This window comes from Deinococcus aerophilus, assembly GCF_014647075.1.
Lineage (GTDB): Bacteria > Deinococcota > Deinococci > Deinococcales > Deinococcaceae > Deinococcus > Deinococcus aerophilus.
In genome coordinates this window covers 41,256-56,792 of sequence record NZ_BMOM01000001.1, presented here as the reverse complement: position 1 = coordinate 56,792, position 15,537 = coordinate 41,256, and the positions used below count along the sequence as shown (strand labels likewise).

Below are 15,537 nucleotides of genomic sequence, written 5' to 3'. Positions count from 1 at the left end.
GCCGCCCATTGTTCAGCGCCCCAACCCCTCCGAGAACGCGATGTCTCCGGCCCACCCGGGATGGTCAATCAGCGGATTGCGGTTGCCCTGGCGCGTGAAGATCTCGGCGTTGCGGTGCCGCTCCCAGTCCCCGGGCGGCTGGGCTGCGTGCCAAGCGAGCAGGGTCTGCAGGTGGCGCTCGGCGTACTGCCGCACCACCCCGGGATAGCGCAGCAGAAAGTACAGGGTGGCCCGTGCCGCCGCGCCCTTGCCGTGGGCAGGCTCGAACTCGCCGGGATCGCGCCGGCCGCAGTCGCTTCTGAGGGCCTCGCCGTAGTCGGGAAAATCGAAGTACGGCGTGTTGCCCCGGAACGAGTTGCAGTCGGGTTCGCAGGCAAACAGGTGGTGCAGGTCGCCGCGCATCGGCTCGCGCTTGCCAAACCAGCTCTGCGGCACCACGTGTTCGCAGTTGTACGGAAACGCGTCTTCCAGCGTGTCAACGCTCAGGCCCTCGCGGGCGGCCAGCTCGGTGCGGCGCGCCTGCGCGGCCCGGTCGGCGGCAATCAGCTCTTCGGGGCGGTGTTCGCGGGCGCTGTACAGGCTGCGCAGCCGCCCGTCGGGCCACACGTCTACGTGCGGGTACAGCTCCGCGGCAGGGTTGTAGCGCGGCGTGTGCGTGTGGGTGCGCGTCAGCAGTTGCGACAGTTCCACGAAGCGGGCCTGTGGGTCGCCCCCCGGGGTCAGACCCGCGTAGTAGGCGGCCGCCGCCGCTGCGTCCTGCGGACCAAGATAGGCGGCGGGGGCGGGCCGCGGGGCGGACGACACGGGCGGTGGGGGCGGCCCCGCCTCTCCTCCCCGGACCTGCAGCCTCAGGGTCACGGGCCAGCTCACCACCCCGTCCGGGCCGGGGGTGACGAGGCCCAGGTCCACGGCGCTGACCGCCTCGGCCGCGCGGCCCACAGGCGGCGCGGCGGGAGAGAGGGCCAGGGGGGGCGGACGGCTGGGGGTCAGCACCTCGGCCACGAGGGGGTTGCCGGCCGCGTCGGGGCGGGCGCGCAGGTCGCTCAGCAGGCGGCTGACCCGCACTCCCTCGTTGGCAATCCACTCGATGGCGCTGTCGGGGTCTCCGGGCTGCATGGGCTGGCCGTCGCGCCTCAGGGTGCGGCCCTGGGCGTCGGTGCGCGGCACGCCGCTGTGGTGCAGGGCGACGACCTCCCACGCGTCGTTGAACACCGGACTGCCGCTGCTGCCCGGGGCGGTGTCGGTCTCGTAGTGCAGGAAGTCGGGCAACAGGTCCACCAGCCGGTTCTCGCGCAGCGCCACCTGCTTGGGCTCGCCACCCGGGTGCTGCACGATGCTCAGGGCCTCGCCCAGCACGGTCTTGTCCACGCTGGCATACAGCGGCAGCCAGCCGAAGGCCGAGGTGTCTCCGCGCACCGCCACCAGCGAGTAGTCCAACGCCTGCGAGGTCAGGAACAGCGTATCGGGGTCCAGCGGCAGCGTGACCGGGGTGCTCAGCGAGCCGTCGGGCCTGAGCTCATAATTGAACTCGATCACCGAGAGCCGCGCGCTCGCGGCGTCCTCGAGAACGTGGTGGTTGGTCAAGATGGCGCGCGGGCTGCACAGCCACCCGGTCCCGAAGCCCACCGTGCGGCCGCGGCGGTCCCGCAGCACCACCCGGCCCACCGCCTGCGCGGCGGCGCGGGCCAGGTCCAGGTACGCCACCCCCACCAGATCGTTGGCACCCAGGATGCGTTCCATCTGAATGCGGGTGTCGCCCGGCAGGCGCCCGGCCACCTCCAGCATGGTCTCGCGGCCCTCGGACAGGGCGCAGGCGTCCGGAAACGGCACCCCCAGCCGGGTCAGGCGGCCCTGGACCCGCGCCTGGGTTTCCGCCGCGAGCGGCCCACCCACCCCCAGGCGCTCGAGGGTGTGCGTCCGCACGGAGTCCCGCCCGACAAAGCGGGCCTGCGTTTCTTTGAGCACCTCGGGCGGAATGTCCATGCGGGCAGCGTAGCGTTCCCGCCGGACCGCGGCCTGCGCCAAATCTTCAGAACGTCCCCGGCCCGCCGCTTCCGGTATCCCCTGTTTCCGGGACCGGCCCGTGGCTCAGCGCACCGCCTGGCCCAGGCGCTCCTTGCCGCCCAGGTAGGGCCGCAGCGCCTGCGGAATGCGGATGGTGCCGTCGGCCTGCTGATGGTTTTCCAGGAACGGAACGAGGATGCGCGGCGTGGCGATCCCGGTGTTGTTCAGGGTGTGGGCATACGTCAGCTTGCCGTCCTCGTCGCGGTAGCGCAGCCCGGTGCGGCGGGCCTGCCAGTCGCCCAGGTACGAGCAGGAATGCGTCTCGCGGTACATCTGCTCGCTGGGCACCCAGGTCTCGATGTCATACATCACGACCTTGCCGGCCCCCATATCGCCGGTGCAGTTCTGCACCACGCGGTACGGCAGTTCCAGGGCCGCGAGCAGGTCCTCGGCATTCTTGAGAATCCGGTCGAACCACGCCAGCGCCTCGGTCTGGTCGGCGCGGCACAGCACGTACTGCTCGACCTTGCGGAACTCGTGCACACGGATCAGTCCGCGCACGTCGCGCCCCGCCGATCCCGCCTCGCTGCGGAAGGCCGCGCTGATGGCCGCGAAGGTGATGGGCAGGGCCGAGAGCGGCAACTGCTCGCCGGCGTACAGGCTGTTCACCGGCACCTCGGAGGTGCCCGCCAGCATCAGTTCCTCGCCCTCGATCTTGTAGACCTGATCCTCGCCGCCGGGAAAGTGACCGCTGCCCACCAGCGTCTCGGGCCTGACCAGAGCGCTGGTGCTCAGCGGAGTGAAGCCGCGCCCCGCCAGGAAATCCAGCGCGAACATCTGCACGGCCATCTCCAGCAGCACGGCCTCGCCCTTCAGCAGGTAGCTGCGGCTGCCCGACACCTGCGCCACCCGTTCGGGGTCGCTCCAGCCATGACGCTCCAGCAGTTCCACGTGGTCCAGCGGCGTGAAGCCAAAGTGGGGCAGCGTGCCCTCGCGGCGCAGCTCCACGTTCTCACTGTCATCGGCGCCCAGCGGCACGCTGTCCAGCGGGATGTTCGGCACGCGCAGCAGCAGCTGTTTCAGGGCGTCCTCATGGGCGCGCAGGGCAGGCTCCAGACCCTTGAGTTCCTCGCCCAAGTCCTTGCCCTTCTGAATCAGGGCGGGGCGCTCCTCGGGCGTGGCCCGGGGCACCAGCTTGGCGTTGGCGTTGCGCTCGGCCTGCATGGCCTCGACGCGCTGCTTGAGGCCCAGCAGCTCGCGGTCCACGGTCAGCAGTTCGTCCAGATCCAGAGAGACGCCCTTGACCTCGATGGCGCGCCGCACGGCTCCGGCATTCTCACGGATGAATTTGAGGTCCAGCATCTACTCGGCCTCGACCGTGCGGGGCACGCGGATGAATCCGTCCTGGGTCTCGGGAGCCAGAGCGCGCACCACGTCCACGGAGAACGCCTCGCCGGGCACGTCGTCGCGCAGGACGTTCACCAGATCCACGGGACGCTGCATCTCCTCCACGCCGCTGGTGTCCACCGCGCGCAGCTGCTCGAAGTAGCCCAGCACGCGGTTGAGGTCTTCGTGCATTGCCCCGCGCTCCTCGGGGGTGAGTTCCAGCCTCGCCAGGGTGGCGAGGTGTTCGATCTGGGCCGCGTCAATCATGGGGGGAAGTATAGAAGCTCTGTGCCGGGGACGTCCTCACCGTCCTCCTGGACCCGCCCGCCCCGGCGGCCCAGGGCGTCCCTGGATTGGTTTAACGCCGCCTTCACCGCGCCTCACCCGGCGTCAGGCCCACGCAGGCAGGGTGGAGCCATGAGCCGACATCTGCTGTTCACGCTGGCCCTGCTCGGCGCAGGCCTGGGATCCGCACAGATCAGCGTTCAGGACATTCCGGCCCTGCCGCTCCGGAGCGGCGCCCCGGCCACGCCCGCTCCGGAGTCTGCCCCGCCCGCGCCCATGGTTCCACCCACGGTCAGCACGCTGCCGGCCCGGAATCCGCCGCTGGCGCGGCCGCACAGGGCGCAGCTCGTCGGGCCGGCCACCATTCGGGCGGGCCAGCCGAACACCTGGGCCGTGACCCTTACAAACACCGGCAGCGAGGCGATTCATCTGGAACACGGCGCGTGCAACGTGCGCTTCGAGGTTGTGAACGCGGCGGGACAGGTCATCCGGCCCAATCCGCAGAACACCGTATGCACGCTGCAGCTGGTGGTCACCGACGTGGATCCGGGACAGACGACGGAGCTGCAGAAGATTCGCTGGGAGGGCCAGGGCATCCAGGGCCAGCCGTTGCCCGCCGGTACCTACACCCTGCGCAGCGTGTTCGACGGCGCGGGCGTGCTGATCCGTCCGGCGGACTTTACGGTAACGGTGCGCTGAGCCACCACCGGGGAAAGGGCGCGGACCCCGCCGTCTCCCGCCTCCCATCCGCCCACACGCACGGTCCACACCCCGATCCGCCTTTTGCCGGATGCAACCCCTCACCGTTTGGGTGCGTAATGGAAGGCATGACTGACGGCAAGCCCGGACCGCTGACCCCGCCCGAATCCACCCTGAGCGCCCCGGCGGCGGTGAGGAACGTGGCCCCCGACGACGCGCCGGAAATGGTGCCCCTGTCGCCCGAGGACCGCGCCCGGCTGGAGGACATGGCACGCGCCTTTGCGGTGGACGTGCTGAACGCCGGTACCCATAGCCCCGAGTTCAAGCGCAAGCTCGACGCCGTGCATGACCTGGGCCTGCCCGAGCAGCGGGCCGCAGCGCAGACGAGCAACCGCATGCTCGACCGCCCGCTGCGCGCCACCCGCAGCGGCGCACTCGCCGAGGGCAGCGACATTCTCAACAGCCTGACCGACCTGCGCCGCACCGTGGAGGACCTGGACCCCAGCCGCGCGCCCACGCCGCGGCGTCTGTTTGGCCTTCTGCCGGGCGCGAAGAAGGTCCAGAACGCGATGGACAAGTACCAGAGTGCGCAGGCGCACCTCAACGGTATCCTGGAGGCGCTGTACCGCGGTCAGGACGAGCTGCGGCGCGACAACGCGACCATCGAGACCGAGAAGCTGCACCTGTGGGAGACCATGCAGAAGCTGCGGCAGTACGCCCACGTGGGCAAGGCGGTGGATCAGGCCCTGACCGAACGTCTGGCCGAGTTGCAGACCACCGACCCGGAAAAGGCCCGCATGGTCAGCGAGGAACTGCTGTTCGCGGTGCGCCAGCGCGTGACCGACCTGCTGACCCAGCTCGCCGTGAGCATCCAGGGCTACCTCGCGCTGGATCTGGTGCGGCGCAACAACCTGGAACTCATCAAGGGCGTGGACCGCGCCACCACCACCACCGTCAGCGCCCTGAAGACCGCGCTGATGGTGTCGCAGGCGCTGGGCACCCAGGGCGCGGTGCTGGGACAGGTCACCGCCCTGAACGACACGACCGGCAAGATGATCGGCTCCACGGCCAGCCTGCTCAAGCAGCAGTCTACCGAGATCCAGCGCCAGGCCGCGAGCGCCACGGTGGACCCGCAGATCATCCAGGGAGCTTTCCGCGACGTGTACGGCGCACTGGACGCCATCAGCAGCTACCGCCAGCAGGCCCTGGAACGCTTTTCCGAGACCATGCACGTGCTGGACAAGGAGGTGGCCCAGGCCCAGACCTACCTGGACCGCGAGCGCCAGGGGGTGGCCCGTGAAGTCGCCCAGGGCCTGAACGTGACCCGCGAGGGCGAGCTGAAGCTTTGACGAACCGGCGGGCGTTGCTTGAGCGGCTCGCGCAGCGGCTGGCCCGGCAACCGGCGCAGCCCGTGCTGCGCGTGGCGGTGGACGGAGTGGACGGCGCGCTTCGCCGACGAGCTGGCCGACATGCTGCGTGGGCAAAACCACACCGTGATCCGGGCCAGCGCCGATGACCTTCACCACCCGCGGGCGGTGCGCTACCGGCGGGGTCGGGACTCGCCCGAGGGCTTCTACCGCGGTCCCCACGACCTTGCGGGGCTGAAGTCCGCTCTGCTCGAGCCCCTGGGACCGGGCGGTTCTCTGCACTACCGTACCGCCCTTCTCGACGTGGCCGCCGACCGGCCGGTGGTCCAGGAGGTCCGCACCGCCCGGCCCGGCCACGTCCTGCTCGTGGATGGTCTGTTCCCGCACCGCCCGGAGTTGCGCGGAGTGTGGTACGACTCCATCTTTCTGCAGGTGGAGTTCGCGGTCTCGGTACCGCTCGGGGCCCCGGTTACGGCTCACCCGACCCGCACGCCGAGAGCAACCGCCGGTATGTGGAGGGCTACCGGCTGTACTTCCGTGAAGCGCAGCCCCAGGCCTGGGCGGGCGTGGTGGTGGACCACAACGACCTGCACGCGCCCTTCGTGCTCGCGGACAACCGTGCCGGGGCATGACACCTTTGTGGGTACCGCCCCCACCCCGGACACCAGCGTGCAGCCCCGGCTGACGGCCCTGATCCAGCACGCCCCGGACCTCGCCGTCCCGCTCACCGACCTTGAATCCGGGGTGCGGGCACAGGCCACGGCCTTTGTGCGGGGGTGCCTGGAGCGGCTGGGGACAGCGTCCAGTCAGCCTGTGGCACCCGGCTGAGCGGCGGCGTCTGAAAGGCCCGTGAGGGCTTGCCCAAGCCTGATCAAAGAAAGGAACCGGCGTGGGGCCGGCGTGGGCGGAACAATGAACCTGGAGGTGCCCCATGGCTGATCCGCTGTTCCACAACCGGCAGGAGGCGGGGCGGCAACTCGCCGTCCACCTCAGCAAGTTGCACTCCTGGCCCCATACCATCGCGCTGGGGCTGCCGCGCGGCGGCGTGCCGGTGGCCGCCCAGGTTGCCCGCGTTCTGGGCGTGCCGCTGGACGTCCTCATGGTGCGCAAGCTGGGGCTGCCGGGCCAGCCCGAGGTGGCCATGGGGGCCATCGCCTCGGGGGGGGTGCGGGTTCTGAACGAGGATCTGGTGCGCCGCGCGGGAGTATCGGCGCAGGCCCTGGCCGACGCCGAGGCCCGCGAGAAAGCGGAGCTGATCCGCCGGGAAACAGCCTACCGGGGCGGGCGCCCCCCCCTGGCCCTGGCCGGATGGACAGCGCTGCTTATTGACGACGGCGTGGCAACCGGGGCCACCCTGCGCGCGGCGCTGCGGGCCGTCCGCGCCCGGTTGCCCGCCCGGGTGGCCGTGGCCGTTCCGGTGGCCCCGCCCGACACCTGCCGGGAACTCCAGGCGCTGGCCGACGAGGTCGTCTGCCTGTGGACCCCGGCCCATTTTCACGCGGTGGGCCAGTTCTACCGGGACTTCGGGCAGACCACCGATGAGGAGGTCCGCGCGTGGCTGGCCCATCCCCTGGCCCCCGGCCACGCTCCCCTCGACCTTCCCTGAATCCATCTGCCGCACCCGGACAGTCCGGACCCAGAAAGGATTCCGGCTCGGCCGCAGACCTAGCCGCCCTTTTCTTCTACCTCGGCCCCCTTGGTACCCCACTCCTCCATCTTGCGCTCCAGGGCCGCTTCCAGGTCATGGGCCGCCTGCCCCAGCGCCGTGAAGTCGGCGTCGGGCGGGGCGCTGTTCAGGGCCGCCTGGGCCTGTTCCAGCTCGGCCTCCAGACGGGCGATGTCGGCCTCAATGGCTTCCAGATCCCGCTTCAGGTGCCACAGGCCCTTGCCCCGGGGAGCCGCAGGCCTGACCTCGGTGCGGCTGACCGGAGCGGCGGCGGCGGCCTCGGCCTCGCGCTCGGCCAGGGTGCGGTGCTTGGCGCGGTAGTCCTCCCAGCCGGGGTATTCGTAGAAGGCGCCGTCCTCGATCAGCCAGATGCGGTCGGCCAGGCCCTCGATAAAGGCGCGGTCGTGGCTGACCATCATCAGGGTGCCGTCGAAGTTTTCCAGTGCGGCTTCCAGCGCCTCGACCATCTCCATGTCCAGGTGGTTGGTCGGCTCGTCCATCACGAGCAGGTTGCGGTCCTCCTGTGCGAGTTTCAGCAGGGCCAGACGCGCCCGCTCGCCGCCCGAGAGGATGCGGGCGGGCTTGTCGTGCTGATCGTAGGGAAACATGAAGGTGCCCAGCAGATCGTGGGCCTGGGGGTCTTTCTGCACGTACTCGCGGGCCACGTCGTAGAGGGTCTGGTCCGGCTCCACGCCGCGCAGCGCCTGATCGTAGTACCCCACCCCCACCCGCGCCCCGGTCAGCACGCGCGCGCGCGGGTCGTCGCTGGGCTCCAGCCCCAGCAGCGTGCGCAGCAGCGTGGTCTTGCCCGCTCCGTTACGCCCGATGATGGCGATGCGCTCGCCCCGGCGCACCTGCACATTCACGTCGGCAAACAGCGTGCGCCTCCCCCCGCTCTCTTCCGGAATGGCCCGGGTCAGGTGCCGGGCGTCCAGCACGATGTCACCGCTCTCGGGGGCGTGAAAGGTGATGCGGGCGCTGCGTTCCTCGGGCGGCGGAGCACCTGTCGCGCGCGCCTGCATGCGGTCCACGCGGGCCTGCATGGCCTTGGCGCGGCGGGCGAGCTTGCTCATGCCCAGCCCCCAGATCTTCATGCGGTCGGCGCTGGCCTGCAGAGAGGCGACCTGCCGGGCGTCCTGGGCGGCGCGGGCGGCCTGTTGTTCGTGTTCGGCCTCCAGCGCGGCGCGAAAGGCGCTGTAGTTGCCCGGATACACCCGCAGGCCGCCGCCGCGCAGGTAGGCGGTTTCGTTGGTCACGGTGTCCAGGAAGGTGCGGTCGTGGCTGATCACCAGGACCGCGCCGGGATAGCGGGCCAGAAAGGTCTCCAGCCACTCGACCATCACGATGTCGAGGTGGTTGGTGGGCTCGTCGAGCAGCAGCACGTCGGGGTTCTCGACGAGCAGGGCCGCCAGGCCCAGGCGGGTGCGTTCGCCGCCGCTGAGGCTGGAGGCCGCCGCCGTCTCGCGCCCCCGGAAGCCGAAGGCCAGGGTCACGGCCTCCTTGCGGCTGCGCCGCTCAAAGCCCCCGCGCCGGATGTAGTGCTCCAGCACCGCCTCGTGGTGCAGGATGCTCTCGGGGGTGCCCCGCTCCATCTCGGCAGCGGCCTGGGCCAGCTCGGCCTCCAGGGCGTCAAGGTCATGAAACGCGGCGTCCAGCACACTGTCCACCGTGGCGTCCGGGGCGAACACCGGGTCCTGCTGCAGCGCGCGCACACGCACGCCGGGAGCGCGGCGCACGCTGCCGCCATCGGGGGCCAGCTGGCCGGTCAGCAACTTCAGCAGGGTGGACTTGCCGGCTCCGTTGCGGCCCACCAGCCCCACCCGGTCGCCGGGCTGCACGGCAAAATTGACTCCGTCCAGCACCGTCAGCGGTCCGTATTCCTTGGTGGCATCTGCGGCGGCGACAAGCACGCGGGGCAGTATAGCCGGGGGTGGGCCGCACGCCCCGGCGGGTGTTTTGCCGCTAGACTGCGGGCGTGCGTGTCGCCGCCTCCCCAGGGCTGCTCGCCGCCGTGCTGGCGGCGGGCGTGTCTGTCGCCTCACCCGGCGCCTCCGCCGCGGCACAGAGCGCCGCGGAGGCCACGCTGCGGGTCGAGCAGATCGAGGGCCGCGCCGAGCTGAGTGCCGGCAGCGGCTGGCAGCCGGCCCACTCCGGCGCGGCGGTAAGCCAGGGACTGCGCACCGGAGAGGGAGGCCGCGCGTGGCTGTCGAGCACCGCCACCGGCCGGGCCGGTCAGGTGCTGGCCGGCCCGCAGGCGCTGCTCGGCGTGTCGGGCGGCGAGGCGGCCCTGCGCTCCGGGCAGTTTCTGCTGGTGGGGCCGCTGGCGGTCTTCGTGCTGGGCCGCCATCTGGTGCTGGAGGGCCGCGCGCAGGCGCGGGTGGACCTGATCGGCGGGGAGCGCCGGATCGCCCTGCTCGCGGGCAGTGGCCGCCTGGCGCTGCCCGGCCGGGTGGTGCTGCTGGGCAGCGGGCGGCAGGTGGACCTGGACAGCGGGGCCGTGACCGCCTACGCCGAGACGGACCTGTGGTATGCCCCGCAGCTGCGGGGCGTGGGCCGCGCCACCGTGCAGGCCACGCGCGGGCCGGTGTACCTCACGGATGACACCCGCGAGATCGCCCAGGTGGGCCGGACGCTGGCGCCGGGGCAGCGCCTGAGCACCGGCCAGGGAGCGTGGGCCGAGGTGGGCTTTTCGGGCGGCGGCTACCTGCGCCTGCAGGCGAGCAGCGAGCTGAACGTGCTGCGGAGCGGCGCCGACACGGCCCTGCAGCTCACCCGCGGCAGCGCGTGGAACGTCTCGCCCTCGCGGCCCCAGGGAGGCACGGCCCTGCTGGGCAGCGCCCTGCGCGGCAGCGTCTTCGCGGTGAGCGGGGGGGGCCTGAAACAGACCTTCGGCGCCGCGCCCGTGGACCGCCCGGATGTGGCCGCGGCGGGCGACCTGAACCAGAACCTGGACGCCGAACTCGCGCAGCCGCTCACCCTGCAGGTGGACGCGGTGCCGGGCCGGGTGCAGCGCCTCGCCCTGAACGTGACGGTGCGCGGCGTGCCGCAGGGCAGCGCCCCCGGCGCACGCGTCACCGCGCAGGTGGGCACCCGCCGCTATCCCCTGTCTCCGGTGGCGGGTCAGGCGGGCCGGTTCCGCCTGGATCCCACCGACGCGCCGCTGCCCGAGGGGCCCCACACCGTGGTGGTGCGGGCCGAGTGGCGCGGGCAGCTGCGCACCCGCACGCTGCGCTTCACGGTGGACCGCACGCCGCCCACCCTGGGCGCGGTGCAGACCCAGCGCAGCGGCAACGTGCTGACCCTGCGCGGCGCCGTACGCGATGAGGACGCAGGCACGGGCCGCGAGCGCCTCACCGTGGCCGTGACCCTGGGCGAGAACCGCTTTGAACGAAGTGTGCCGCTGCGGGGCAGCGCCGGCACCTTCGAGCTGCCCCTGCCCGCTCCCCCACCCGGTACACCGGTCCGGGTCACCGTGCGCGACGAGGCCGGAAACGAGAGTGATGCGGTCCTCCCCTGAACGCACCCTGAGGCGCTACACCGTGCCGGCGGCGGCGCTGCTCGCCGCCGCACTTGCCCTGCTGCCCGGCGACGCCGCGCTGTGGGACGCCCTGAACCGCGCGCTGCCCAGCCCGCCTGAACCCCGCGTGGTCGTGGTCGGCATCGACGACGCCACGCTGCGCGACTATGGCCGCCTGGAGGCGTGGCCGGCCGATCTGTATGCCCAGGCGCTGCGGACCCTGGATGAGGCCGGCGTGCAGACCATCGGGCTGGACGTCAAGCTCGCCCAGCTTGTCCGGGACCAGTCCGGCCTGCGCGAGCTGTTTGCCCGGCCCAACATGGTCCTGGCCACCGAGCCGGGCGCGGCGGCACTGCCGGCACCGGGCCGGCGCTCCCTGAACGGAGTCAGCACCCTGGACGCCGACCGGGAGGGCGTGGTCCGCACCTTCCAGACCGCCTACCCGGACCGGCGGGGCGAATTGCAGCCCAGTTTCGTGCGGCAGCTTGCCGTCAGCGCCGGACAGCCGGTGCCGCTGGACACGGCGCCCCGGCTGTTGCGGCGCTTTCGCAGCGATCCGGCACGGCTGTCGGTGATTCCCTTCCGCGATGTGGTGAACGGCAATGTGCGCTTCGGCGATCTGCAGGGCCGGGTGGTTCTGATCGGCCTGACCGCCGAGGGCCAGCCGGGCGCAGCGTGGCGCGACACGGCGGGCGCGGCCCTGCCCGCCGTGCTGCTGCAGGCGCGGGCCGTGTCCACCCTGCTGGGACCGCCGCTGGTCAAGGTGCCGCTGTGGCTCACGCTGGTGCTGTGCATGGGGGTGGCCGCCCTGGCCGCGGCCCTGCGCGGGCTGTGGGGCTTTGTGCTGGCGCTGGGGACGCTGGCCCTGGCCGCGCCGCTGTGGCAGCTCAACGTGCTGTTTCCGGGCATGTCGGTCTCTCTGTCGGCCATCCTGGGCACTGCGCTGGTGGCGCTGGAACGCTGGTGGATCCTGCGCAATCTGGGGGTGCGTGATCCGCTGACCGGCCTGGGCAACCGCCTGGCCTTTACCCGCGCCCTCGAAGGCCGCTGGCAGGGACGGCGCACCCGGCCGCTGGGCCTGCTGCTGATTGATCTCAGCGGCTTTCGCAAGGTGAACGAGGCCTACGGACGCCCCGCCGGAGACGAGCTGCTGCGCGACCTGGCCGCCCGGATTGGCCCGCACAAACGCCGCGGCGACCTGATCTTCCGCTGGGGGCCCGACGAGTTCGCCGTGCTGCTGGACAACACCAGCGCCCCCGAACTCACCACCCTGACCGCGCGCATGCAGGAGTCACTGGGGGCCGTGACCTACCGCGACCTCACGCTGCGGGCCAATGTCGGCGGCGCCCTGACCGGTCCGGACACCGCCACCCCCAACGATCTGATCGAGGCGGCCAGCCGCAGCCGCTACCGCGCCAAGTATCAGCGCGAACAACGAGACGGCTGAGCCCCAGGCTCCCTCCCCTTCAGCCGTCCATGGATTCGGCAAAAATCCGTTCCAGATCACTGGCGCTGGGGGAGCGGGGAGCCACGTTCAACAGCCGCTGCTGCTTCATGGCTCCGTCCACCAGCGCCGGAATATCCAGGTCGTCGTAGCCAAACTCGCGGATGCCCAGCGGCGCACCGACATCCCGCATCAGCGCCAGCAGGGCACGGGGCAAGGCCTCGCGGTCGTCCGGGGCGTAGGTCTGCCCGGTGAGCAGCGTGGCGGCCTCCAGATGCTTGGCCGGATCGCTGTCAAAGGTGAAGCGGAAGGCGGCGGGCGCGGTCACGATCACGCTGAAGCCGTGCGGCACGAAGCGCTTGTCGCCGGGGTATCCGGGGTGCTGGTACACGTGTCTGAGGCCCGCGAGCGGATACGCGCAGGCGTGCGGAATGTGGACGCCCGCCGAGCCGAAGCCCACCCCCGCCATGGTGGCGCTGAGCATCATGGCTCCGCGGGCCTCGCCGTCGCCCGCATCGTGGACCGCGCGGCGCAGGTACCGGCCCCCGCTGCGCAGCGCCTGGGCCGACCACACGTCCGCCACCGGATTGCTGCCCTGGTACGGGGGGCGGTCGCCGGGTGTAGCGGGCCGCTCACGGGTGGTGTAGGGGCGGCTCAGAAAGCTCTCGGCGGCGTGGCACACCACGTCCAGCCCCGCCGAGGCGGTGACGGCGGCGGGGGCGCTGCGGGTCAGCTCCGGGTCCACAATGGCCTGCGTGGGCCGCAGACGGCGGTGGCTGATGCCCGTCTTGATCCGCAGTTCCGGCAGGTCGAGGATGGCGACGGTGGTGGCCTCCGAGCCGCTGCCGGGGGTGGTGGGAATGGCCAGCAGCGGGCGCAGCGCCCCCGCCGGCTGACGGCCCCCACCCACCGGCGCGTTCACGTACTCCATGATCGCGCCCCCGTCCGAGACCACCAGATTCGCCACCTTGGCGATGTCGATGGCGCTGCCGCCGCCCAACGCGGCGAAGGCGTCGGCGTCAGCTGCACGCGCCGCCGCCACGGCCCGCTCGAAGCACGCCAGCGTCGGCTCGGTTTCCACGTCCGAATACACGGTGACCTCAATGCCCTCGGTGCGGACACTGTCCAGCACGGCGTCGGCCAGCCCCAGCCGCAGCACCTCGGGGTCCACCACGAAAAACACCCGCCGCGCCCCCAGCCGCCGCAGCTCCCAGCCAGTGTCCAGCGCCGCGCCGGGACCAAACTTGACCGGCGTGGCCTCCACGGTAAAAATCCTCTCCCGTTCGTCGTTCATGGTTTGCCCCCTGATGCGGCTGACTGTAGCAACTGCGGCGTACGCTGGGCGGCATGTGGCACCAACGCGAGTTGACCCTCAGACCGTTTCCGCGCGGCTTTCACCTCATCACGCGCGAGGTGCTCTCGGCGCTGCCCGAGCTTGCCCGCGTGCAGGTGGGGCTGCTGCACGTCTTTATCCAGCACACCTCCGCCAGCCTGACCGTCAGCGAGAATGCCAGTCCCGACGTGCGGCGTGACTTCGAGCGCTACTTCAACCACGCCGTGCCCGACGGCTGGGCCGACTTCGAGCACACCCTGGAGGGCGATGACGACATGGCCGCGCACATCAAGGCGAGTGTGCTGGGCGCCAGCCTGAGCCTCCCGGTGCGGCAGGGACGGCTGGCCCTGGGCACGTGGCAGGGCCTGTACCTGTGCGAACACCGTGACAGCGGCGGCGCGCGGCGGCTGGTGCTGACGCTGACGGGGGAGTAGCGCTGCCCCCCCCCCTCACCCCGCGTGCCCCCACTCCTTCCCTACCCCTACACAACCTCACCCCCTTGCCACCGCCATCCACTAAGCTGAGGCACGGTGCCGTGCGCCGTGTTTTTTTTGTCATCCGGCAACAAAGAACAAGTCTGCGCGCATGGCCGGAGGGCTGAGATGCCTGGAATTGCAATTTTAGGGGCGCAGTGGGGCGACGAGGGCAAGGGAAAGATCACCGATTTCCTGGCTCCGCAAGCGGAATACGTGGTGCGTTTTCAGGGCGGCGCGAATGCCGGGCACACGGTCACGGCCAAGGGTCAGACCTTCAAGCTGAACCTGCTGCCCAGCGGCGTGCTGCATCCCGGGGCAGTGAGCATCCTGGGCGACGGCATGGTGATCGATGCCGACAAGTTCCTGGAAGAACGCCAGAACCTGCTGAACGCGGGTCTGAGCCCGGAACTGCGCATCAGTGACCGCGCCCATCTGGTGCTGCCACACCACAAGTATGTGGACGGCCGCAAGGATTTCGTGGGCACCACCGGGCGCGGCATCGGCCCGGCCTACGCCGACCGCGCCCGGCGCGTGGGCCTGCGCTTCGGCGATCTGGCCGACGACAGCGTGCTGCGCGAGCGCCTGGAACGGCTGCTGGAGGCCAAGCCCAACAGCACCCGCGACGCGGGCTGGACCAGCGTGGAGGTGGCCCTGGACGCCCTGGCCCCCACCCGCGAGGCGCTGCTGCCCTTCGTGCAGGACACCGGAGCGCAGCTGCGCCAAGCCATCACCGAGGGCCGCAACGTGCTATTCGAGGGCGCCCAGGCCACGCTGCTGGACCTGAACTATGGCACCTACCCCTTCGTGACCAGCTCCCACCCCACCGTGGGCGGCATCCTGGTCGGCGCGGGCGTCAACCACAAGGCGCTGCACAAGGTGTACGGCGTCGCCAAGGCCTTCAACACCCGCGTCGGGCATGGTCCCTTCGTCACCGAGGTCTCGGGGGCAGACGAGATCCTGCGCCTGCGCGGCGACGGCAGCAAGCCCTGGGACGAGTTCGGCACGACCACCGGCCGCCCGCGCCGGGTGGGCTGGTTGGACCTGGCGCTGCTGAAATACGCCGTGGACGTCAACGGCCTCGACGGTCTGGTCATCAACAAGATGGACATCCTGGCGGGCCTGGACACCATTCCCGTATGCGTGGGCTATGACGCCGACGGTCAGCCGGTCTACCGGAACATGCCCGGCTGGACCACCACCGACGGCGCGGACAGCCGCGCCACGCTGCCCAAGGAGGCCCAGGCCTATCTGGACCTGATCGAGGAGACCGTGAACTGTCCGGTCGTGATCTTCTCCTGCGGCCCGGCCCGCGAGCAGACCTACGGCGCGGTGAACTGGAACTGATCCGGACCCGGAGGGC

13 protein-coding genes are annotated in these 15,537 nt (G+C 71.2%); 8 read left to right on the top strand and 5 right to left on the bottom strand.

Features of this window, described 5'->3' with window-relative positions:
- Positions 1 to 12 precede the first annotated feature (12 nt).
- From IEY21_RS00290 to gatC, 3 genes are all read right to left on the bottom strand, one after another.
- Positions 13 to 1,983 carry an endonuclease gene (locus IEY21_RS00290; protein ID WP_188900152.1) on the bottom strand — a complete coding sequence of 657 codons (1,971 nt, stop codon included), beginning with the start codon at positions 1,981 to 1,983 and terminating at the stop codon, positions 13 to 15.
- A gap of 105 nt (positions 1,984 to 2,088) precedes the next feature.
- Positions 2,089 to 3,366 carry a serine--tRNA ligase gene (serS, locus tag IEY21_RS00285; RefSeq protein WP_188900150.1) on the bottom strand — a complete coding sequence of 426 codons (1,278 nt, stop codon included), beginning with the start codon at positions 3,364 to 3,366 and terminating at the stop codon, positions 2,089 to 2,091.
- A complete protein-coding gene (gatC, locus tag IEY21_RS00280) occupies positions 3,367 to 3,657 on the bottom strand; it encodes an Asp-tRNA(Asn)/Glu-tRNA(Gln) amidotransferase subunit GatC (protein WP_188900148.1) in 291 nt (96 codons plus the stop codon). It abuts the gene before it with no gap.
- A gap of 150 nt (positions 3,658 to 3,807) precedes the next feature.
- Here gatC and IEY21_RS00275 point away from each other — a divergent pair, with 150 nt between their 5' ends.
- The 4 genes from IEY21_RS00275 (at position 3,808) to IEY21_RS00255 (ending at position 7,347) form a co-directional block, all read left to right on the top strand.
- Positions 3,808 to 4,374 (top strand): flagellar hook assembly protein FlgD, encoded by a 567-nt coding sequence (locus tag IEY21_RS00275; RefSeq protein ID WP_188900146.1) that lies wholly within the window; start codon positions 3,808 to 3,810, stop codon positions 4,372 to 4,374.
- A 128-nt stretch (positions 4,375 to 4,502) separates the two neighbouring features.
- A complete protein-coding gene (locus tag IEY21_RS00270; RefSeq protein ID WP_188900144.1) occupies positions 4,503 to 5,723 on the top strand; it encodes a toxic anion resistance protein in 1,221 nt (406 codons plus the stop codon).
- A gap of 18 nt (positions 5,724 to 5,741) precedes the next feature.
- Positions 5,742 to 6,569, top strand: coding sequence for a nucleoside/nucleotide kinase family protein (locus tag IEY21_RS00265; RefSeq protein WP_229752716.1), 828 nt, complete (start codon positions 5,742 to 5,744; stop codon positions 6,567 to 6,569).
- Positions 6,570 to 6,672: 103 nt separating this feature from the next.
- Positions 6,673 to 7,347 carry a phosphoribosyltransferase gene (locus IEY21_RS00255; RefSeq protein WP_188900140.1) on the top strand — a complete coding sequence of 225 codons (675 nt, stop codon included), beginning with the start codon at positions 6,673 to 6,675 and terminating at the stop codon, positions 7,345 to 7,347.
- Positions 7,348 to 7,406: 59 nt separating this feature from the next.
- Here IEY21_RS00255 and abc-f read toward each other — a convergent pair whose 3' ends face one another.
- The gene (abc-f, locus tag IEY21_RS00250; RefSeq protein ID WP_188900138.1) at positions 7,407 to 9,317 is read right to left on the bottom strand and encodes a ribosomal protection-like ABC-F family protein; all 1,911 of its coding nucleotides are present in this window, start codon (positions 9,315 to 9,317) and stop codon (positions 7,407 to 7,409) included.
- Positions 9,318 to 9,382: 65 nt separating this feature from the next.
- On the opposite strand from abc-f, the gene IEY21_RS00245 reads away from it, so the two are divergent.
- Positions 9,383 to 10,924 carry a FecR family protein gene (locus tag IEY21_RS00245; RefSeq protein ID WP_188900136.1) on the top strand — a complete coding sequence of 514 codons (1,542 nt, stop codon included), beginning with the start codon at positions 9,383 to 9,385 and terminating at the stop codon, positions 10,922 to 10,924.
- A complete protein-coding gene (locus tag IEY21_RS00240; RefSeq protein WP_188900134.1) occupies positions 10,908 to 12,371 on the top strand; it encodes a GGDEF domain-containing protein in 1,464 nt (487 codons plus the stop codon). The genes IEY21_RS00245 and IEY21_RS00240 overlap by 17 nt, the downstream gene beginning before the upstream one ends.
- Positions 12,372 to 12,390: 19 nt before the next feature.
- On the opposite strand, the gene IEY21_RS00235 is transcribed toward IEY21_RS00240, so the two are convergent.
- Positions 12,391 to 13,662 (bottom strand): hydroxyacid-oxoacid transhydrogenase, encoded by a 1,272-nt coding sequence (locus IEY21_RS00235; RefSeq protein ID WP_188900128.1) that lies wholly within the window; start codon positions 13,660 to 13,662, stop codon positions 12,391 to 12,393.
- A gap of 53 nt (positions 13,663 to 13,715) precedes the next feature.
- On the opposite strand from IEY21_RS00235, the gene IEY21_RS00230 reads away from it, so the two are divergent.
- Both IEY21_RS00230 and IEY21_RS00225 read left to right on the top strand, forming a co-directional pair.
- A complete protein-coding gene (locus IEY21_RS00230; protein WP_188900126.1) occupies positions 13,716 to 14,135 on the top strand; it encodes a secondary thiamine-phosphate synthase enzyme YjbQ in 420 nt (139 codons plus the stop codon).
- A 168-nt stretch (positions 14,136 to 14,303) separates the two neighbouring features.
- Entirely contained in the window at positions 14,304 to 15,521 is a 1,218-nt protein-coding gene (locus IEY21_RS00225) for an adenylosuccinate synthase (RefSeq protein WP_188900124.1), read from the top strand.
- Positions 15,522 to 15,537 lie beyond the last annotated feature (16 nt).